Source organism: Hominimerdicola alba 8 (genome assembly GCF_000178155.2).
GTDB lineage: Bacteria > Bacillota > Clostridia > Oscillospirales > Ruminococcaceae > Hominimerdicola > Hominimerdicola alba_C.
The window spans coordinates 205,530-225,161 of record NZ_ADKM02000130.1; the positions used below are offsets into that span (position 1 = coordinate 205,530).

At 48.5% G+C, this 19,632-nt stretch carries 12 protein-coding genes; 6 read left to right on the plus strand and 6 right to left on the minus strand.

The annotated features are described in order from the left end of the window. Positions 1 to 98 precede the first annotated feature (98 nt). The gene (gene tuf / locus CUS_RS17095; protein ID WP_002852774.1) at positions 99 to 1,298 is read left to right on the plus strand and encodes an elongation factor Tu; all 1,200 of its coding nucleotides are present in this window, start codon (positions 99 to 101) and stop codon (positions 1,296 to 1,298) included. A gap of 193 nt (positions 1,299 to 1,491) precedes the next feature. Continuing rightward, on the plus strand, positions 1,492 to 4,002 hold the full coding sequence (locus tag CUS_RS17100; RefSeq protein WP_002852973.1) for a translation factor GTPase family protein: 2,511 nt from the start codon (positions 1,492 to 1,494) through the stop codon (positions 4,000 to 4,002). Positions 4,003 to 4,340: 338 nt separating this feature from the next. On the opposite strand, the gene CUS_RS17105 is transcribed toward CUS_RS17100, so the two are convergent. The 4 genes from CUS_RS17105 to CUS_RS17120 all read right to left on the minus strand — a co-directional run bounded on the left by CUS_RS17105 (position 4,341) and on the right by CUS_RS17120 (position 10,512). After that, on the minus strand, positions 4,341 to 6,947 hold the full coding sequence (locus tag CUS_RS17105; RefSeq protein WP_002853068.1) for a glycosyl hydrolase family 28-related protein: 2,607 nt from the start codon (positions 6,945 to 6,947) through the stop codon (positions 4,341 to 4,343). A 204-nt stretch (positions 6,948 to 7,151) separates the two neighbouring features. Next, a complete protein-coding gene (locus CUS_RS17110; RefSeq protein ID WP_002852837.1) occupies positions 7,152 to 7,871 on the minus strand; it encodes an NAD-dependent protein deacylase in 720 nt (239 codons plus the stop codon). 29 nt (positions 7,872 to 7,900) lie between these two features. Beyond that, entirely contained in the window at positions 7,901 to 9,157 is a 1,257-nt protein-coding gene (locus tag CUS_RS17115; RefSeq protein WP_002852857.1) for a glycosyltransferase 87 family protein, read from the minus strand. Between the two features lie 524 nt (positions 9,158 to 9,681). After that, complete coding sequence (locus tag CUS_RS17120) at positions 9,682 to 10,512, minus strand: helix-turn-helix domain-containing protein (protein ID WP_002852920.1); 831 nt, start codon at positions 10,510 to 10,512, stop codon at positions 9,682 to 9,684. 771 nt (positions 10,513 to 11,283) lie between these two features. Here CUS_RS17120 and CUS_RS17125 point away from each other — a divergent pair. Next, a complete protein-coding gene (locus tag CUS_RS17125; protein ID WP_037277833.1) occupies positions 11,284 to 12,258 on the plus strand; it encodes an aldolase catalytic domain-containing protein in 975 nt (324 codons plus the stop codon). A 799-nt stretch (positions 12,259 to 13,057) separates the two neighbouring features. Here CUS_RS17125 and CUS_RS17130 read toward each other — a convergent pair. Then, a complete protein-coding gene (locus tag CUS_RS17130; RefSeq protein ID WP_002853078.1) occupies positions 13,058 to 13,681 on the minus strand; it encodes an ECF transporter S component in 624 nt (207 codons plus the stop codon). 941 nt (positions 13,682 to 14,622) lie between these two features. Here CUS_RS17130 and CUS_RS17135 point away from each other — a divergent pair. From CUS_RS17135 to CUS_RS17150, 3 genes are all read left to right on the plus strand, one after another. Beyond that, positions 14,623 to 15,951 carry a family 43 glycosylhydrolase gene (locus CUS_RS17135; protein ID WP_037277836.1) on the plus strand — a complete coding sequence of 443 codons (1,329 nt, stop codon included), beginning with the start codon at positions 14,623 to 14,625 and terminating at the stop codon, positions 15,949 to 15,951. Positions 15,952 to 16,489: 538 nt separating this feature from the next. Further along, positions 16,490 to 17,908 (plus strand): ABC transporter substrate-binding protein, encoded by a 1,419-nt coding sequence (locus tag CUS_RS17145; RefSeq protein WP_002852908.1) that lies wholly within the window; start codon positions 16,490 to 16,492, stop codon positions 17,906 to 17,908. 149 nt (positions 17,909 to 18,057) lie between these two features. Next, complete coding sequence (locus CUS_RS17150; RefSeq protein WP_002853042.1) at positions 18,058 to 19,326, plus strand: glycoside hydrolase family 5 protein; 1,269 nt, start codon at positions 18,058 to 18,060, stop codon at positions 19,324 to 19,326. On the opposite strand, the gene CUS_RS20245 is transcribed toward CUS_RS17150, so the two are convergent. Further along, positions 19,312 to 19,632, minus strand: a 321-nt coding sequence (locus tag CUS_RS20245) for a hypothetical protein (RefSeq protein WP_207635701.1), incomplete at its 5' end; no start/stop codon positions are given. The genes CUS_RS17150 and CUS_RS20245 overlap by 15 nt on opposite strands.

Below are 19,632 nucleotides of genomic sequence, written 5' to 3' on the forward strand. Positions count from 1 at the left end.
GGTATAATAATACTACGGTATGTCAGACGATGCGTTCAGATACGCTGAACGCATATGTCTGAGTAAACGAAAATTTATTTTTAAGGAGGAAAATTCCTATGGCAAAGGCACATTTTGAAAGAACCAAGCCCCACGTAAACATCGGTACCATCGGTCACGTTGACCACGGTAAGACTACTCTGACCGCTGCTATCACCAAGACACTGGCAATGAAGGGTCAGGCTAAGTTTGAGGCTTATGACATGATCGATAAGGCTCCTGAGGAGAGAGAGAGAGGTATCACAATCAATACCGCTCACGTTGAGTATGAGACTGATAAGAGACACTATGCTCACGTTGACTGCCCAGGCCACGCTGACTACGTTAAGAACATGATCACAGGTGCTGCTCAGATGGACGGCGCTATTCTGGTTTGTGCTGCTTCCGATGGCCCTATGGCTCAGACAAGAGAGCACATCCTGCTGGCTCGTCAGGTTGGCGTTCCTGCAATCGTTGTATTCATGAACAAGGCTGACCAGGTTGACGATCCTGAGCTTCTCGAGCTGGTTGAGATGGATATCAGAGATCTGCTGAGCTCTTATGATTTCCCTGGCGATGAAACTCCTATCATCACCGGTTCTGCACTGGCTGCACTGAACGCTCCTGATGATCTGTCTGATCCAGCTTACAAGCCGATCCTTGATCTGATGGACGCTGTTGACGAGTACATTCCTACTCCTGAGAGAGATGACGCTAAGCCTTTCCTGATGCCTATCGAGGATACTATGACTATTTCCGGTCGTGGTACCGTTGTTACCGGTAGAGTTGAGAGAGGTGTCCTGAACACTGGTGAGACCGTTGAGATCGTTGGTCTGTCTGATGAGAAGCAGTCCACCGTTGTTACCGGTATCGAGATGTTCAGAAAGACTCTGGATTCCGCTATGGCTGGTGATAACATCGGCGCTCTGCTGAGAGGTATCACCAGAGATCAGGTTGAAAGAGGTCAGGTTCTCTGCAAGCCCGGCTCCATTCATCCTCACATCAAGTTCAGCGGTCAGGTTTACGTTCTGAAGAAGGAAGAGGGCGGCCGTCATACTCCTTTCTTCAACAACTACAGACCTCAGTTCTATTTCAGAACAACTGACGTTACCGGTACTATCTCTCTGCCTGCTGACAAGGAGATGTGCATGCCTGGTGATAACGTAACTATGGACGTTGAGCTGATCACTCCTATCGCTATCGAGGAAGGTCTGCGTTTCGCTATCCGTGAGGGTGGCAGAACCGTAGGTTCCGGCGTTGTTACTGCTATCAACGAGTAATCAACTGCTGATATAGCTATATGAATTTCAAGACCGAGTCGCAAGGCTCGGTCTTTTTTATGCTTGTAATGTGGGGAAAAATATGGTATAATAGACTTAGTTCTTTCAATCAAAACAGATGGTGATTTTTCATAGCTGAAAGGTCGCTTCTTGTATCGGATAGAATGTCGAAAATTAAGGCGGGTTATATAATATGAACAAAAAGGCAGTAATCGGTATCCTAGCTCACGTTGACTCTGGCAAGACCACTCTTTCGGAGGCGCTTCTTTATAAAAGCGGAGCCATACGTAAGCTGGGAAGGGTCGATCATAAGGACGCTTTCCTTGATAATAATGCCATTGAACGTGATCGCGGTATAACAATATTCTCCAAGCAGGCAGTCTTTGAGTACGGCGGTGTAGGCTTCACTTTGTTAGACACTCCGGGACATGTTGACTTTTCGGGCGAAACAGAGCGTACTTTGCAGGTCATAGATGCGGCGATACTTGTTGTCAGCGGCACCGACGGCGTGCAGTCCCATACCAAGACCCTCGCGCGTCTGCTTGACCGCTATGATATTCCCACTTTCATTTTCGTCAATAAAATGGATATGCCCGGCGCTCGTAAGGATTTTGTCATGAATTCCATCACTGCGTCGCTGGGCGACAGGTGCGTATCAATGGCACAGCCCGCCGATGAAAAAGCGGAAGCCCTCTCCCTCTGCACCGAAGAAATGATGGACGAATATCTCGAAAAGGGCGAGATCTCGGACACTAACATGATAAATGCCATCGCAGAACGCAGACTTATCCCCGTATGTTTCGGCTCTGCTCTCAAACTGGAGGGCATCGAGAATCTTCTCGACTGTGTTGCAAGATACATTCCTCTGCCCGAAGAACAGTCTGATTTTGGCGCTAAAGTCTATAAAATATCCGATGACGGCGGCGCGCGCCTCACCCACATGAAGATAACGGGCGGCAGTCTTTCGGTTCGCGATGCTGTCACATATCTTTCCCGTGATGGCGAAGAGGTCACCGAAAAAATCGGCAGAATTAGAGTTTACAGCGGTGAAAAGGCGAAAAATGCCGAGAAAGTCTGTCAGGGCGAAGTCTGCGCTGTGCCTGGTCTGACATCTATATTCGCAGGACAAGGTCTGGGTTTTGAGTCAACCGACACCGAGCAGATACTCGAACCTGTGCTGACATACCGCGTCATCGCGCCCGATGGAGTTGATGACCATACGATGCTTGGCAGACTGAAAATACTCGAAGACGAAGACCCCACCATGACGGTCGCCTACAACGAGCAGCTGCACGAGATTACTGTTGCACTGATGGGCGAGGTGCAGGCTGAGGTGCTGCGCCGCATCGTCACCGAGCGCTTCGGAATGGATATAGAACTGGGTGAGGGTCGCATCGCCTACCGCGAAACTATCGCTGAACCTGTGGAGGGCGCGGGTCATTTCGAGCCGCTGCGCCACTATGCTGAAGTCCATCTGCGGCTTGAACCCCTCCCGCGCGGCAGCGGACTTGAGTTTGACAGCGATTGCAGCGAGGATATTCTGGGCAGAAATTGGCAGAGATTGATACTGACTCATCTGAAAGAGCGCATTCATCGCGGTGCGCTGACCTGTTCGCCCATAACTGATATGCGCATCACCCTGACAGCAGGCCGCGCACACGTTAAGCATACTGAGGGCGGTGATTTCCGTCAGGCGACCTACCGCGCTGTCAGACAGGGTCTTCGCAAAGCGCGGAAAGTCCTGCTTGAACCTTACTATGCGTTCCGATTGGAGATACCTGCGGCGAATGTCGGTCGTGCGCTCACCGACCTCGACCGCATGGGCGCTAATACCGAGCCGCCCGAAACTGATGGCGAAAATGCCGTCATCACAGGCACCGCGCCTGTGTCAAAGCTGAGGTTCTACCACACCGATGTCGCGGGCTACACAAAGGGTCTGGGGCGGCTGAACTGTCGTGCGGCTGGCTATGACCTCTGCAACGAGCAGGAAAAGGTAGTGGCTGAAATAGCCTACGACCCTGACTCCGACCTGCGAAACACCGCAGATTCGGTTTTCTGCTCGCATGGGTCGGGACATATCATAGCATGGGACGAAGCTGACGAGTACATGCACGTCAGCCCCGAAACGGGCAGAAGGCAGTATCAGCAGGCTGAGGAAGTCCGTTCCCGCGCCGTTGATTTTGTCCGCAGGGCGGTCGAGGACGAGGAACTTATGGCGATATTCGAGCGAACCTATGGCTCGATAAACCGCAAAAAACGGTATGCCATGCGCACCCCGAAAGAAGCCGCCAAAAGCAGGTCAAAGCCGCGCCCTGTCCCCACAGGACCCGAATATCTTCTGGTGGACGGCTATAATATAATTTTCGCGTGGGACGAACTTAAAAAGTCCGCCGCGAAGAGCCTTGACCTCGCCAGAAGCCAGCTTATCAACCGCCTCAGCAGTTTTCAGGGCTGTCGCGGGTGCGAACTTATCATTGTTTTTGATGCCTACAGGGTCAAAGAGCCTGAGCATATCGACAAAGCAGGCAGTGTCAGCGTGGTCTACACCAAAGAGGCTGAAACTGCCGACACCTACATCGAACGCACTGCACACCAATTGGCGAAAGAGCATCGCGTCACAGTGGCGACCTCTGACGGACTTGAACAGGTCATAATCATGGGCGGCGGCGCACGCCGAATGTCTGCCTCCGACCTAAAACACTAAGTCGAAGCCTCCGAAAGGGCTGTGCGTGAGTATATCGACAAGCTGAACTCCAAGCGAATGAAGTGACCGAAAATTGCGGCGAATTTTGTTAGAAAATTCATTTCTTAACAAAACGTTTACAAACATCTAGTCACTTCGGGTGATGTGCGGCGGGTGAATATGGTGTATAATACATACATAAGATACAGAGAACAATGTATCACTTAATTATGAAATTACCATCTTTTAACCCGACTTTATAAAATCAAGATCGAACTCAAGAGTCTTGTCGAGGACTTTTGAGTTCGATTTTGTTTTGCACGAAAAAAGGACTGTCCTCTATGAACAGTCCTTTTCTCTTACAGCGGTCTTATGCCCTTTATGGCAGCGGCGATAAGCATAGTGTCTTTTATATCGACTATTCCGTCGCGGTTGACATCTGCACGCTTTTCCGCATCTGCTGAGGATATGGCTTTAACGCCCTTGACATGGCTCGCGACCATTATCAGGTCGCCTATCTCCAGCGAACCGTTTCCGTTTACATCTCCGCGAACGGTATATTCGGGTTCCGGGGAATTATCATCAACAATGGTCGGGTCGATGGAAGTGCGGCTGAGCCTGAAATCCTCAAAGCTGTATATCTCACCCGCCGAGTGCAGATCGGGTCGTTCACTGTATTCGTCAAGCACAGTGACAGTATAATGGCTTTTGCCGTCACGCAGTATATTGCCGTATCTGTCAGTGATGACTGCGTGCCTTCCGTTGATATCCTTGACTTCGCCTGCGGTGTGCAGTTTGCTGACCGAACAGCTGCCTGTTATTATCCAAGCCGAACCTGGGTCTATATTCATGGTGATGTGCCCGCGTTCACCCAGATTTTCGCCCGCCGAGTACTCGGCAGTTATACCCGTGTAGTCTGAAAAATCAGTCAGGTATACCGATAGTTCGCTCAGGCTGTCACAGCCGATATCTCCCTCAGCGTTTTCGCGTATCATGGTAAGGCTGCATTTTGCACCGCCGCAGCCCTTGCGTCCCCAGCCCCAGCGGGTGGGGTTTGAACTGGCGTTCAACAGATACCCGTTCTCAGATGTCACCTCTGTGCTGTGCAGTATAACTTCGCTCTGACAGTTGGTGGTGAATATGGCATCGTTTTTTGCACTGATACTGCCGCCCTCCACATATAGCCTTGACAGCTTGCTGTCAGCGCCGAATGGGTCAGTGCCGCAGATGACTGCCGCAGCATCGCTGCTGTCAGTTGACAGCTTGCATCCGTATAGGTACATCATGGCGGGGTCTTCCACACGGACGGCTTCCGATTTTCCGCCTTTGAGTTCAGCACCGTTTATAGCCATGACAGACTTTGACAGCGCAGCAGGGGAGTCCTCGCCCGCCGATGAATAGCTGCCGCCGCTGATGACCATGCTGCCGCTTTCTCTTTCGGCGTATATGGGGCTTGATGCTGCACCTGTGGTGGTTACATCCATATCCCATCCAAATACCGAACCCTTGCTGCCCGACCTCACACCGCAGCAGCCGTCAGCCGAATTGTTCAGCGACATATCCTGTAAGTATACTCTTCCGCTGCTTACTGTAAAACTGTCATCGGGCGGACTGACAGCAGTGTTGCCCGAAAACAGCGTTTCAGATGAATTTTTCACGCTTACAAGGTCGTACTCGGCAGACTTGTCGCCTGTGTAGTGCAGTTTGTTTGAGTCTATCTTGATGCCGTTCACATCGTCCAGCTGAATGCAGGTGCCTGCCACATTGAATTCATTGCCCGTGACCCGCACCCCCTCGACCTGATGGTCGAAATCTGTGTTTGCACCGCCCTCTATCAGTTTTCCGAAAAGCTGTATGCCCACCGATGACGGAGTATCTGCATTCGGTGCGGCGTTTATCACATTGTTTTTGATGACAGTGTTCAGGTCATTGTCCAGCCTGCTTTCAAGGTCTGCATTGCTGACAGGGTCGTTGTAGCCCTTGTTGTCCTCAAAAGGTGACATGTTGCGCAGTATGATGCCGCTGCCCACGTTGTTCATTTTATTGCCGCTGACAGTGGTGTTTTTGTAACTCTGCATAAGTATCGTGCAGTTGCCTATATTTGTGAAAGTGTTGTTCTCTATAAGAAAATCGGTGAAATAACTGCCCAGTGTCGATGAGTGCGAACCGATTCCGCGCATCACATCATGGAAATTGTTCTTGCGTATGATGACATTTTTACAGGTCGTGTCGTCATACGGCTCAAATCCAGGAAAAAGCGAACTGTTGTTCATCATATCGAACTGTATGGCTTCTTTGAGGTATTCGCCGTGATAATCCGAAAAATCGCACCCCTGTACAGTCACGTTGCGCACGCCGCCGAATTCAAGGTGGTGTGCGTTGAGATTTCCCTTGAAAGTCACATTCTTTACCAGCAGATTTGTCATGTGGGCAAAGCGCACATTTGTGAAATTCCACATGTCATAGTTGACATTACCGTCAAAACAGCCGCCCTCTACTATAATGTTTTTAGCCGCACCATATCCGCCTATCCCTGTGGTGGCTATGTTCTGGAGCATACAGCCGGGTTTGGTGTAGTCCTTGCGTATCACCGCACCCTTTTCCATATACAGGTGTGTGTTTGAGCCTATTATCAGCGATTTCGTCATCGAATAAGTACCCTTTGGTATCACTATCTTGACCTGTATCTTGTCACTGGCATTATCTCTTGCGTATCTCAGCGCGTTCTGTATGGCGGCTGTTGCACTGACCGAACCTGTATTGTCAGCCCCGAAGTCTGTCACAACGTTGACTGTTATGACTTTTTGGTATTTCACCGCCTTGAAGCCCGTTACATTTACAGCGCCCGTGATGCTGTCATAGCTGTAAGCACTGACTTTCATGGCATCAGGCAAAGCGCACCCACCGCCGACCAGCGCAATGGCGGTCAGCGCGGCAAGGGTGCGGCTGAGTATCTTTGTTGACATTTTTGATTATCTCCGTTTTCTATAGCGATCCGCCTTAAAATTCAGACAAAATCCAGTCACAAAATCCATAGATCCGAGCTTTTGCGACTGGATTTTGTGAATTTAAATAGTTGGATTGCTATAATTGATTATTGTGGTCATTGCACCGATGCGCTCCTCTTAACGCTTTTTTGCGTTAAGAGAAGCGCGTGCAGACATCTGTCATCATAGCTTTATCTGTGAAAGTACTTCGCCCACCTTGTCGTGCAGTACCAACTCGCACATATCGTCCATCGGGGTAGGGTCGCGGTTTATCAGCACCAGATGTTTCCCCCTGAAATACCGCACCATTCCCGCCGCAGGGTAGACAGTCAGCGAAGTGCCCGCGATGATAAGGCAGTCGGCTTCCGATATCCTTGTTATGGACTCTTCCATTATGCCGCTGTCAAGCCCCTCTTCGTAGAGTACCACATCAGGCTTTACAGTGCCGCCGCAATCGCATTTCGGAACGCCTGTGCTGTTCATTATGTATTCCATATCATAGTATTTGCCGCATTCCATGCAGTAATTCCTAAGCACCGAACCGTGAAGTTCCAGCACCTTTTTACTGCCCGCCGCCTGATGCAGACCGTCTATATTCTGTGTGACAACGGCGGTCAGCTTGCCCTTAGCTTCCATCTCAGCCAGTTTAAGGTGAGCCTTGTTTGGCTTTGCACCCTTGCAAAGCATTTTGTCGCGGTAGAACTTATAGAACTCATCTGTCTTCTTCAAGAAAAAAGTGTGGCTGAGAATGGTTTCGGGCGGGTAGTCATACTTCTGATTATAAAGACCGTCCACCGAGCGGAAATCGGGTATGCCGCTTTCGGTCGAAACGCCCGCACCGCCAAAGAAAACCACTTTCTCCGACTCGTCGATTATCTGCTGTAATTTTTTGATGCCGTCCATAATAAGTCCTCCTTTTAAGCTGTATCGTTTTATTTTGCTGTATTTGCAGTGATAAGATCGTCTTCCTCCCACTTCATCAGCACTTCTTCATCATCGCGCGGCTTAGCCATCTCTTCCTTAAGACAGAGGTATACCGTCACGATGTTGAGTATCTCTATCAGCAGAAGATAGCGTCCGTCTATCATCCACTTGCCGAACAGATACCCCGTATACGCCTGTACAGAACAGTACTGCGAGGTCAGTATCAGCCATAGTTTCTTGCGGTAGTAGAAAGCGAAAATAACAAACATGACTTCTGAAAGGTAGAAATATCTCTCGTGCATGTGCGGAAGAACGAATGGAACAATAAATGCCGATATCATCGCCAGACCGACCATAGTGTTCTGTGTTATCTTCAGTGTCTTGCGGGTTATGTAATAGTACATAACAGTCGCAACACCTGCGCCCGCAAAATAAACACCTGCTGTACCCATGTTTATAAGTTCATCTTTAGTTTCTCCGCCTGAGCCTTCCAGCAGTGCCCAGAGGTTTGGCAGTGACATGCACAGATCGCTGTACTGCGAAGACTGATTGAAGTAGAGCAGCAGCAGGCGTAAAGGATCGCCGCCGGCGATCATCGCGGGGATAACGCTTATGATATACACAGCAGGTATCCACAGCAGATTTATCGGCTTTATCTTCTTTTTGAACAGCAGTATGCCTATCAGCGGAACGAAGAACACAGCCTGTAATTTCAGCGCGAAACTCACCCCGAACATTATCATAGCAGTTCTGTCGTTGCCTTTCATCAGGTAGTAAAGACACATCACCAAAAAGCATGAGTAGATGACATCGCACTGACCCCAGTAAGCAGAGTTCAGCACCACAGTCGGCAGACAGAACACTGCGGCAAAAGCTATCAGCGGCAGGTGAGAGTCTTTTTCTTTAAATTCAACTATCCGCATGACATAAAAAGCAGTCAGAAAGTCAAAAATGATAGAAAGTATCTTCAGCCCCAACTGCGGCGAAGAACTTTTGAAGTAGGTGAGAAAAGCGATGTAGTAGTAGTAAAGCGGCGTGTAGTCGCCCACATCATCACCGACAGCCTTAAAGCCGCCGTGTTCGGCAAAATAGTTGTACCACTTTTCCAGGTAGAGCCACATATCGCGCGACGTGTGGGGCAGCATGCAGTTTCGCATAAGCATGCCGCACATACATATTATCAGTATGTAGAACAGCCGCGCAAGCCTGTCAAAGTCCCACCCTGCGGGCAGACTTTCGATTAATGTTTTTTTGTTTTTCTTCATTCCGATTCCTCCGTAAAAATAACATATATAATAATTATACTCTATTTACAGTATCATGTCAAGCAATTCGGAACGCTGTTTTACAACCCCCAAAAACACCATACCATCAACGCCTGTCAACAATTATAAATGTGGTTATCCCGCTGACACACCATACTAAACAGCCTTTCAGCCGGTATCAGCGACAGACGGCAGTCATCATTCCTCTGCCGCGGGAGAATGCGCACTTGCAGAGTGATGCTTTGCACGCATCTTATTTTCATTGTGTGCTTGCGATTTGGGGCTGGTATTTCTCTTCGGGCTGGTGCCGCCCCTCCCACCCGCCCACAAAACATAGAGCCTTGGACATGGACAATACCCCCAAGCATCTGACGGCGGCATAACTCTCTTCCACAGACAAATGAGAAAAAACGCACCCCAAAAATGAAAAAAACAAAACCCGAATGAATGCCAACAATTATGAATTATGAATTATGAATTATGAATTAAAAAGACCGCCTTGTTCAAGACGGTCTAAAAATACGCTATTTGCCTGCTTTTTTGTGAAGTGAACGGAACTCCGCAGGGGAGAGCATCTCGTGCTTTTTGAAAACTGCGCAGAAATAACTGCAATCGTTGTAGCCGACTTTCGTGGCTATCTCGTTGATGTTCAGCTTGTCCTCCAGCAGAAGTATCTTCGCCTGCTGTATACGCTTTCTCGCCAGATACTCAAAAGGACGCAGATTAAGGCATTCCTTGAAAAGCCTGCATAGATACTGCGGCGAAAGGTCGATAAGGTCAGCCAGTTCCACCAGCGTCAGTTCTTTCGAGAAATTGGTGTCGATGTAATTGATGACAGGCTTCAGCTGGTTGAGTTTTGCGCTGTCCTGTCCGCCGTTTTGCAGGTTCGTGACCCTGTGCAGTTCGATAAGGAACTGATAGAGGTGCATCGAACACTCGTGACCCGCATAGTAGTAATTGGTCTTAAGCAGATACATTATCTTCTTGAAGATAGCCTCCAGCCCGCTGAGGTCGCTTATATGCACGACTTTTGCCTTGTCCAGCTTGATGTGTTCAAGGGTGTACTGGGTGTCTCTGCCCGAAAAAGCTATCCAGTGAGTTTCCCAGATGTCCTCAGTGGGATAGTACTCGTGTGGAACATTCGGCGGCAGATACATCGCATCGCCCGCCTTTACAGGGAACTCGCCGTCAGCTATCTTCAGCATGCCCGCACCCCTTGTGCAGTAGATTATCTGATAACCCGGATATCCGTCCTCACGGATAAAATGCCATTCTCTGTCCCTTGCGCCCGCACCCAGTATGAACATCGGCAGTGCAACCTCATCGCCCAGCACAGGATAGTAAAAATCTGTCATAATAAATTCGCCCGCCTTTACAAAAATATAGACTTTATAAAACTTCCATTCTCACTTTCAGGTCTTCATCAGCACAAAGCGCAAGCCCGATTTTCAGCCGACTTCAAGACCGCTTACATTAATATATTCCATATTTTCAAATTCTCTTATTATATAATATCACAACAGAGTTAAAATGTCAATAGGTGCAGGCAAATTTTTTGCAGATATTTTATTGCATAAAACGGCGTTGTTGTGGGACTGTGTAAAATGAATATATATTTATTAAACTTAACTCAGCATTCCCAAGAGTTTAATATAATCGCAGAAGTCTGTAAAAAAGTTATGACTATCCCTTTAGCACACCAACTAAAAATGCGATAAACAAAAGGATAATTGAGCACCATACGCCAACCACCTTAAGTTCTGTAAAACCGCCGTTTTTGTGGTGTGTCAGCGGGATAACCACGAAAAAAGTTTTTCGGGTCAGATATGCAATGCTTCCCGAATGGGGTATGACAGCTGTGCAGTGCATACCCGTAATTATTTCCTCAGCTTATAAGTAAAAGCCTTACGTTATTGCATTTCAGAAATATTTCACTCAAAAGAATTTTGCATATAGCACAAAGAATGTTGTTGAAAACAAGAAAATATAACCAACTGTAACAAAAATGCTTTTTCGCTGAAAAAAGTTTACCACAGCCCTTGCAATTTGAAGTGAATTGTGCTATACTTGCTTTAGTGATTTAAAGCTAACATGTTTTAAAGTGAAACGAAATGGAGATGTTTGATATGAAAGAAATATCCAACCTGATGAATTACAGGGACAGCATAAAAGTCGTAGATGCAACACTGCGCGATGGCGGTCTGGTGAACGACTTTTTCTTTGATGACAGATTTGTACACGACCTGTACCTTGCAAATATCAAGGCAGGCGTTGATTATATGGAGTTCGGCTATAAGGGCGATAAGGAGATGTTCGACCGCGAGAAGTTCGGCAAGTGGAAGTTCTGCGATGAAGAGGATATCAGGGCTGTTGTCGGCAATAACGATACCGACCTCAAGATAGCTGTAATGGCAGATGTCGGCAGATGCAACTACAAGCAGGATATCCAGAACCGTGAAGAAAGCGTCATCGACCTGATAAGAGTTGCCACATACCTCAACCAGATACCCACTGCGGTAGATATGATAGAGGACGCTAAGCGCAAGGGCTACGAGGTAAGCTGTAATATCATGGCTATCTCCACCGCGCAGGAAGGTGACCTGAGGGCTGCCCTCGACATTCTGGGTCAGTCGCCTGTTGATGTCATCTACATCGTTGACAGCTTCGGCGCTATGTACCCCGAACAGTTACAGCGCCTTGCCGCACTGTATGTTGAGTATGCCGACAAATACGGCAAGAAGCTGGGCATACATGCACATAACAATCAGCAGCTTGCATTCGCAAACACTATCGAAGCTGTCGGTGACGGCGTTGACTGGCTGGACGCTACCTATTCCTCAATGGGCAGAGGCGCAGGCAACTGTTCTATGGAACTGCTGCTGGGCTTCCTGAAAAACCCGAAGTACAATGTATACCCTGTTATCAAGTTCATTGACCAGCACATGACCAAGCTGCGCGAACAGGGCATCGTATGGGGCTATGACCTCCAGTATCTCATGACAGGTCTGTTGAACCAGCACCCAAGAACTGCCATAGCTTTCACCAAAGACGGCAGAAACGACTATGCTGAGTTCTACAAAGAGATCGTTACAATGGATTGATGACAACACTGTTTCCCCTGACAGAGTTTGATAAAAAAGCAGGACTTCACACGCGAAGCCCTGCTTTTTTTGTCAGCCAAAAATGACGTCATATCGCCCAAAAGGAACATTCGCCGTTTGTACATTAAAATGATTTTTGATTTAATTTAGATATATTTTATTAAAAGTTGTACAAAAACGTACAACTTTTGACCATTTTTCGCTGTTAGTAGGAGAGTATGCACGCTGTTCGCCGCCTTTATCGGAACTACGGTACGACTATCGGCGGGAACACTCCTGTACTCCCCGCAGCAGCTTGACAACGCACCCGACACGCATCACAAAGAACATTCGCACCCCACCGCCTCTGCCAACGCCGCAGTGCATAAGAGTGGCAGACGCCGAAACGCGGTGTAATGACGAAGTTTAAAATCGCAAGACCCACACGGGCACTTCCCGAATGTTCGCAGTTTTGTGTGAACGGTGCTTAATAATGATCCGACACGCCGAACAGACATGCAATTTGCGGCACCGGCATAATGACCGCATTTTAATATATGACTATCCCTTTAGCACACCACCTAAAAATACCTTTATAACAACGAAATACTGAGTTGATGTTATCTTTTTCCCGCCGCAGGCGGGGGAAAGATAAACGCCAACTATATTCAGTTCCCAATATAACATCTTTTATTTTGGTGTGTCAGCTAACACACCGGCTGAAAATGCGGTAAATATAAGGATAATTGAGCGTTGTATATCAGCCTGATGATCGCATATACAAAAAAACGGACAGCACCATGCTGTCCGTCTTATATGTTTATGCTTCGGCTCTCTTAGCGGGAGTGCTTATCAGCCTTGCCTTTGTCAGCGCACCTGCCACAGCAGATGTGATGACTGTCGAGCTTACCCACTCGATCACAACATTGACTGTTACTACCGCGATGATGAAGAGAATAAGGTTCTTTTCGCCCTTCATGTCCTTGACATAATCTGAATTTCCGAAAAGTCCCACCAGACTGCTCATAAAGAAAACAGTGTTCAGGAATGCAACAGAGAAGCCTGTCAGCGCACCGCCCACAGGTGAAGGTACTCTCAGTGTTTTCACCAGTTTAGCTACCATGCCTGCGCAGAAGCCCACCAGAATTCTCGGCACTAAGCAAAGAGCCGCAACTTTGAACGCGCTGATAGATGTGAGCGCTACCATCGTGAGATCGGGCTGAGTGAAAGCCATTATCGCGCTTGTGATACCGAATGAAAGACCTGCCAGTGTGCCGCCCACAGGTCCCAGAGCGTAGGCTGCTATCGCCACAGGGATAGTGATAAGTGCTACCGAAAGGGTACCTGTCTTGACATAACCTATCGGGGTGAGCCCCATTATGAAGATGATGGCTGTCATAACGCCCATGAGCACCAGGTCTTTGGTCTTGCTGTTTCTTGTCATATTCGTTTCCTCCTTGTTAATATCCCGCTATGGTGGGCGGGTACATTACAAACGGGCGGGGGCTTTTTCCCCTCTGCCGAAGATATTATAGCACATTCTTCTGAAAATTGCTATATTTTTTTGCACATTATTATTCACGAACTTTGCGTTTCCCCGTGACTTTCGCTTGTGCAGAGTGCATATTTCGCTTTTGTGTGAAAAACTCTGTGAAAATGGTTTCAAATTCTACCAATAGTTTATGATGTTTATGCAATAAATTTGGTGAAAGTGCTTGAAATTTTGCGAAAAGTATGGTATGATTAATGTGCAGAGATAATGTGTGTTATTGGTTAGAAAAAATAATATTTTTATATCTGACTGTATTTTCAGCAGACCCTTAAATGGCGCTGTCAATTTTTCAGCGCGTCCGTGAGATAGCCGACGGTCATATAGCGCTTTTTTGTGGTTTGCTAAAGAGATGACCATGTTATCATACTCGGTCATCCTGCTGATACACTGTGCCAAACAGCATTTTAGCAGGCATTAACAATAGTTGTCGGTTTTCTTTCCCCGCCGCAGATGGTGGAAAGAAAACATCTCAATAATTGTTCCTTATCATACCTCTATTCTTAGTGGTGTCATAAAGGAGTGACCATATTTTTATATGACTATCCCTTTAGCACAACAACTATAGCAATCCAACTATTTAAATTCACAAAATCCGGTCGCAAAAGCTGGGATTTATGGGTTTTGTGACTGGATTTTGTCTGAATTTTAAGGCGGATCGCTATAAAAATGCGGTGAACAAAAGGATATACGCCAAGAACCTTAAGTTCTGTATAGCCGCTGTTTTTGTGGTGTGTCAGCGGGATAACCACATATTTTTATATGATGTTCCTGCCGCACCGACTGCGGGCAAGGTGCATCAGCGAGATGAACTTATTTATAGGAGGAATTGTTCTATGCCAAATCCGATATTACCGCTGTGGGAATACATACCCGATGCCGAGCCGAGAGTTTTCGGGGACAGAGTCTATCTGTACGGTTCGCATGACAGGGCGGGCTGTGACATGTTCTGTGACTACAAGCTGAAAGTGTGGAGCGCACCGCTCGATGACCTCAATAACTGGGTTTGTCACGGCGACAGTTTCCGCACAAAAGACGGTGGTGAACGCCCCGCAGATACTCCCTGGACGAGGAGCGAGTGCTATGCCCCCGATGTCATAGAAAAGGACGGCAAGTATTACCTTTATGCCTATATTGTAGGCTCTAAGGGCGCGGTGGGTGTTTCTGACAAGCCTGAGGGTCCTTTTGAACTGCTGGGTCAGTATATTTACGGTGAGGGTGAAAAAGTTGGTGATGACGGCATTTTCAACGATGCCGGCGTGCTGGTTGACGATGACGGAAAGGTCTATGTGTACTACGGTTTCACTGAGTCTAATATGAACGAGATAGACCCCGCTGATATGCACACCGTTGTTCCGAACAGCTACATGCGCCCCGTTATACCCGATGATGAGAGCGTCCCCGAAGAACAGCGTTTCTTTGAAGCAAGTTCTCCCAGAAAGATAAATGGCAGATATTACCTGATATACTCGCCCTGCAAGGGAAGCAGGCTTGCTTATGCTACAGCCGATTCGCCGCGAGGTCCTTTCACCTACAGGGGCTACATAATCGACAACAGCGTTGATTATCCCGGCGGCAACGACCACGGTTCGGTGGCGAATATAAACGGGCAGTGGTACATCTTCTATCACCGCATGACCAACAACACGATAATGTCGCGGCGGGCATGTGTCGAGAAGATAGAGATACTCGAAGACGGAACTATACCCACAGTCGAGATGACCTCGCTGGGCTTTGAGGACTCGCTGGACCCATACAAGCCCACACCTGCGGAGATAGCCTGCGTCCTGAAAGGCGGCTGTTATATCACCGAAAAGGATGTTTTCACAAGGGTGATAACCAATATAAAGGATGGTGCGGTGTTTGGGTACAAGTACTTTGATTTCGGGGAGGATTTTACGGGCGACAGCCTGACGCTTGCGATGAAAGTTCGTGGAATGGGTGCTGACTGCAAGGTGAAGGTGATGCTTGATGCCGAAGACGGCGAAGAGATAGGCGAACTGACAGTCGGCAGGGCAGACGGGGTCTATACCTGCAAGGTCAAGAACGTGACAGGAAGACATGCGCTGTATTTCAAGCCCTATCACGGCGTTGAGGGCTGGATAAAGCCGAGTTTTGACGAGAAGTGCCTGTTTGAAGCGGAGAGTTTTGTTATAATGAAATAGCACCGATGCGGTGTGAAAAATACCGCGCGGGCATTAAGCTGAACGCCGAGAACTGCGGGGGACAGGGTGTTTCCCGAAGATCAAGAACTGATAGAATGGCGAGTTCACAATGGGTGTGTTACATCTCGGAAGCAGGAGATGTAAGCGTATCGCGAAGCCTGCCTGTTAGGGTGAAGACGGCGTGCGATATGGAGACGAATGTGGTGAAGCCGTTTCTGAAGATTGGAGATCGGACGGCATTTAAAATAGCGTACCGCGTAGTGGTTTGAATGTGTGAAGCGGCTTTTTGTGCGGGTAAGAATTGTGTGCGACAGGCGGCAGAATGGGGGCTGTTCCCCCGTAAGGAATAATCAGATCAAAGCTATAAAAGCATGCCGAAGAGCGAGAATTTTTTGTGCTTTTTGGTTTGGTGCGAACGGCGCGGTCTTATGGTGCAGATCGAGTGCGAAGCCAAAGTCGGAATAGGCGCAAAAAGGTTCGCACATGCCGATAAAGCCGCGCGGAGTATGTCTTTTTTCATTTAGAATAGGAGGATATTATGGACATAAGGAAAATAATGGCGCTTTGTGCGGGTTTGATAATGACAGCGGCGGCTGCGGGCTGCGGCGGGAGCGGTGACGGTGAGGGAGCGGCTTCTAAGGCGGCTGACGACAGCTTTGAGGCTACCGAGAATGTGGAGGTGGCAGTGACCGATAAGGTAGATGCCATTCCCGAAGGTGCGGAGAATACGCTGGTGTATCTGGGCGTTTCCGACCTTAATCCAACAAGGGCGAACCCCGAAAAGTCCACCGAACTGACCTTGTTCGAGGAAAAGGGCGGTGCGATCGAGTGGCAGCAGACGACTTATTTTGAGAGGTTCGACAAGCTGGCTACGGCTCTGCTTTCAAAGCAGGATATACCCGATATGACCAACTATGAGTGGCTGAGTTTCCCCGCGCATGTCTGCAACGAGATGCACCAGCCCATCGACCCGATAGTTGATTTCACCGACCCTCTCTGGGCTGATGTGGCTGACGATGCGGAACAGTATTCGCTGGCAGGCAAGCATTATGTAGCACCGCTGAGGTATGAGGCCTCGTCTATGATGTGCTATAACCACGAATATATCGAGAATGAGGGTCTTGATGACCCGTATGAGATGTATCTCGAAGGGGAATGGAACTGGGACAGCTGGCAGAAGATAATGAAGGAGTATGTTGACGGCGGCGATGAGAGATACGGCATCAACGGATTTTTCAGACAGCACATAACTCAGCAGACGGGCAAGACGCTGGTAAATTACAATATGGAAACCAACGAGTTCTCATCAAATCTCAACGACCCCGACATTGAAGCGGCGCAGAAGATGCTCTACGAACTGCAAAAGAGCAATATGATACTGAACGGCTGGATAGGCGGTGCGAGAGATGCTTTCAATCAGGGGTGTCTGTTCTATGCGATGGGTGACTGGGCGTACTCTGGCAACAATTCGCCCACCGATGAGGACGACTGGCGGATAGTTCCTATGCCTGAATATCCCAAAAACCCGCAGAAGATAACCACATCTGACATGAAAGCATTCATGTGGGTCATGGGCAGTGAGAAAAACGATGCAATGAAATGCTGGCTCGACTGCTGTCGTGTCACATATACCGACCCTGAATATCAGGAAACGAACAAGCTGAAATTCATGGAGAACAACCCAAACTGGACTGACGAGATGTATCAGGTAAAGATGGACGCTGTGAGCGATGACAGGTACATGATATATGATTACTGCTTCGGTCTTTCGGCGGCTACGGGCGATCCCAACAGCTTTGACGGCAACAGCTGTCTGACCGATGTGCTGTACAATCACGCTTCAGAAGAGGACGAAGAGGGCGGTCAAAGCACATGGGCGCAGGTGAGAGAGAAGTATTCCGCGACCATAGACTCTGAGATAAAGGAAGTAAACGAGAGAGTCAAGGCGGTAAAGTGACAGTCTGACGGTCGGGACAGGTGAAGTCTGCGGGCGGGTGGGCGGGCAAGCTGTCCGTCTGAGGGCGCAGCGGCGCAGTATAACAGTACCCGCAGGTATGACCGACCGCAGGCAGTCAGTCGGCGCTTTGGCGCAGTAAGGAGTTAGCTATGAAAATCAAAAGGATATTGGCGGCGGTCTTTGCGGGTGTGATGTGCGTGGGTCTGCTGGGCGGCTGTGCAGGTCAGGGGAAGACTGCTGAAAGCAAGGCGGCTGAGGAAAGTTCGGCTGAGGAACGGTCTGCCAAAAAGCACCCGACAGGTGAGATGCGCGGACTTTCGGCGCGGGCTTATGCCGATGAGATGGGTATAGGTGAAAATCTCGGCAACACCTTTGAGGCGTACTGGTCAAGCACTTCAAACAAGACCACAGGGGCTTCGACTATAGGGGCAGATACTCCCCTTGATTATGAGAAGTGCTGGGGCGCGGTCGAAACCACCAAAGAGTGTATAGACGGCATGAGAGCAGCAGGTTTTTCGACTGTCAGGATACCCGTTTACTGGGGAAATATGATGGCTGATGACGGTAAGTATGAGATAAATGCCGACTACATCGACAGGGTGGCAGAAGTCGCTGACCGGGTGCTGGAGGACGGCATGTATGCGGTAATAAACATACACCACTTTGACGAATACATCATCAAGCACAAGACTAAGGAGGAAGCACTGGAGATAACAGGTATCCTCTGGAAACAGATAGCAGAATATTTCAAGGACTATCCCGACTATCTGGTGTTTGAGGGTTTCAATGAAAATCTGGGCAGCCATCAGATGGAGTTTGACGGTCAGGGCAAGGAAAAAGGCGATGCCGTCACACTGACCGAAGAGGAAACTTATGCTTATGTCAATGAGATGAACCAGAAGTTTGTGGACACTGTAAGGGCGACGGGCGGCAACAATGCCGAACGTGTTCTGATAGCTTCGGGGTACTGGACGAACATCGACAACACCACTAAGGACAGCTTTGTGATGCCCGCAGATACGGCAGAGGACAAGCTGATGGTATCGGTGCATTACATCGACAATGCCATGTACTGGTCAAGAAACGTGGGCGGCAAAAAGTGGAAGGACTACACCGAGTCGCAGTGCGAACTGCTGAAAGCGGCGTTCATCGACAAGGGCATACCTGTATTTCTGGGCGAGCAGACTTCGATATATGAAGATGACAAGATAGTGCGCGGTGCGGAGATAACCGAGAGTTCGGAGCTGATGAAGTATGAGATGCAGAAAGCGCTTGATTACGGTTTTGTGCCTGTGCTGTGGGACGTGAACGACAACTTCTATTCGCGGACTGAGTGCAGGATAAAGTCTGACAGTGATGCGGCTGTCATAAAAGAACTGGCTGAGAATGACAAGTCTGAGATATCAAAGGCGGCTTGAAAAGTATCGCTGACGGACGGTAAAAAATGAGCGGTCATCTCTTTGGGACAGGATATCTTTTGAGCGCGGCAGGCGCGGGAAGATATGCGCATATGTTAAAGTGCTGTTTGCCGCGGCGGTGCGATAAAAAAATATGACTATCCATTTAGCACACCACTGCAAAATACCTTTATCAATGAGGAAATACTGAGTTGATGTTATCTTTCCCCCGCCGCAGGCGGGGGAAAGATAACATCCAACTGTATTCAATTCCCGATATAACATCGTATATTTTGGTGTGTCAGCGGGATAATCACATAAAAAAAT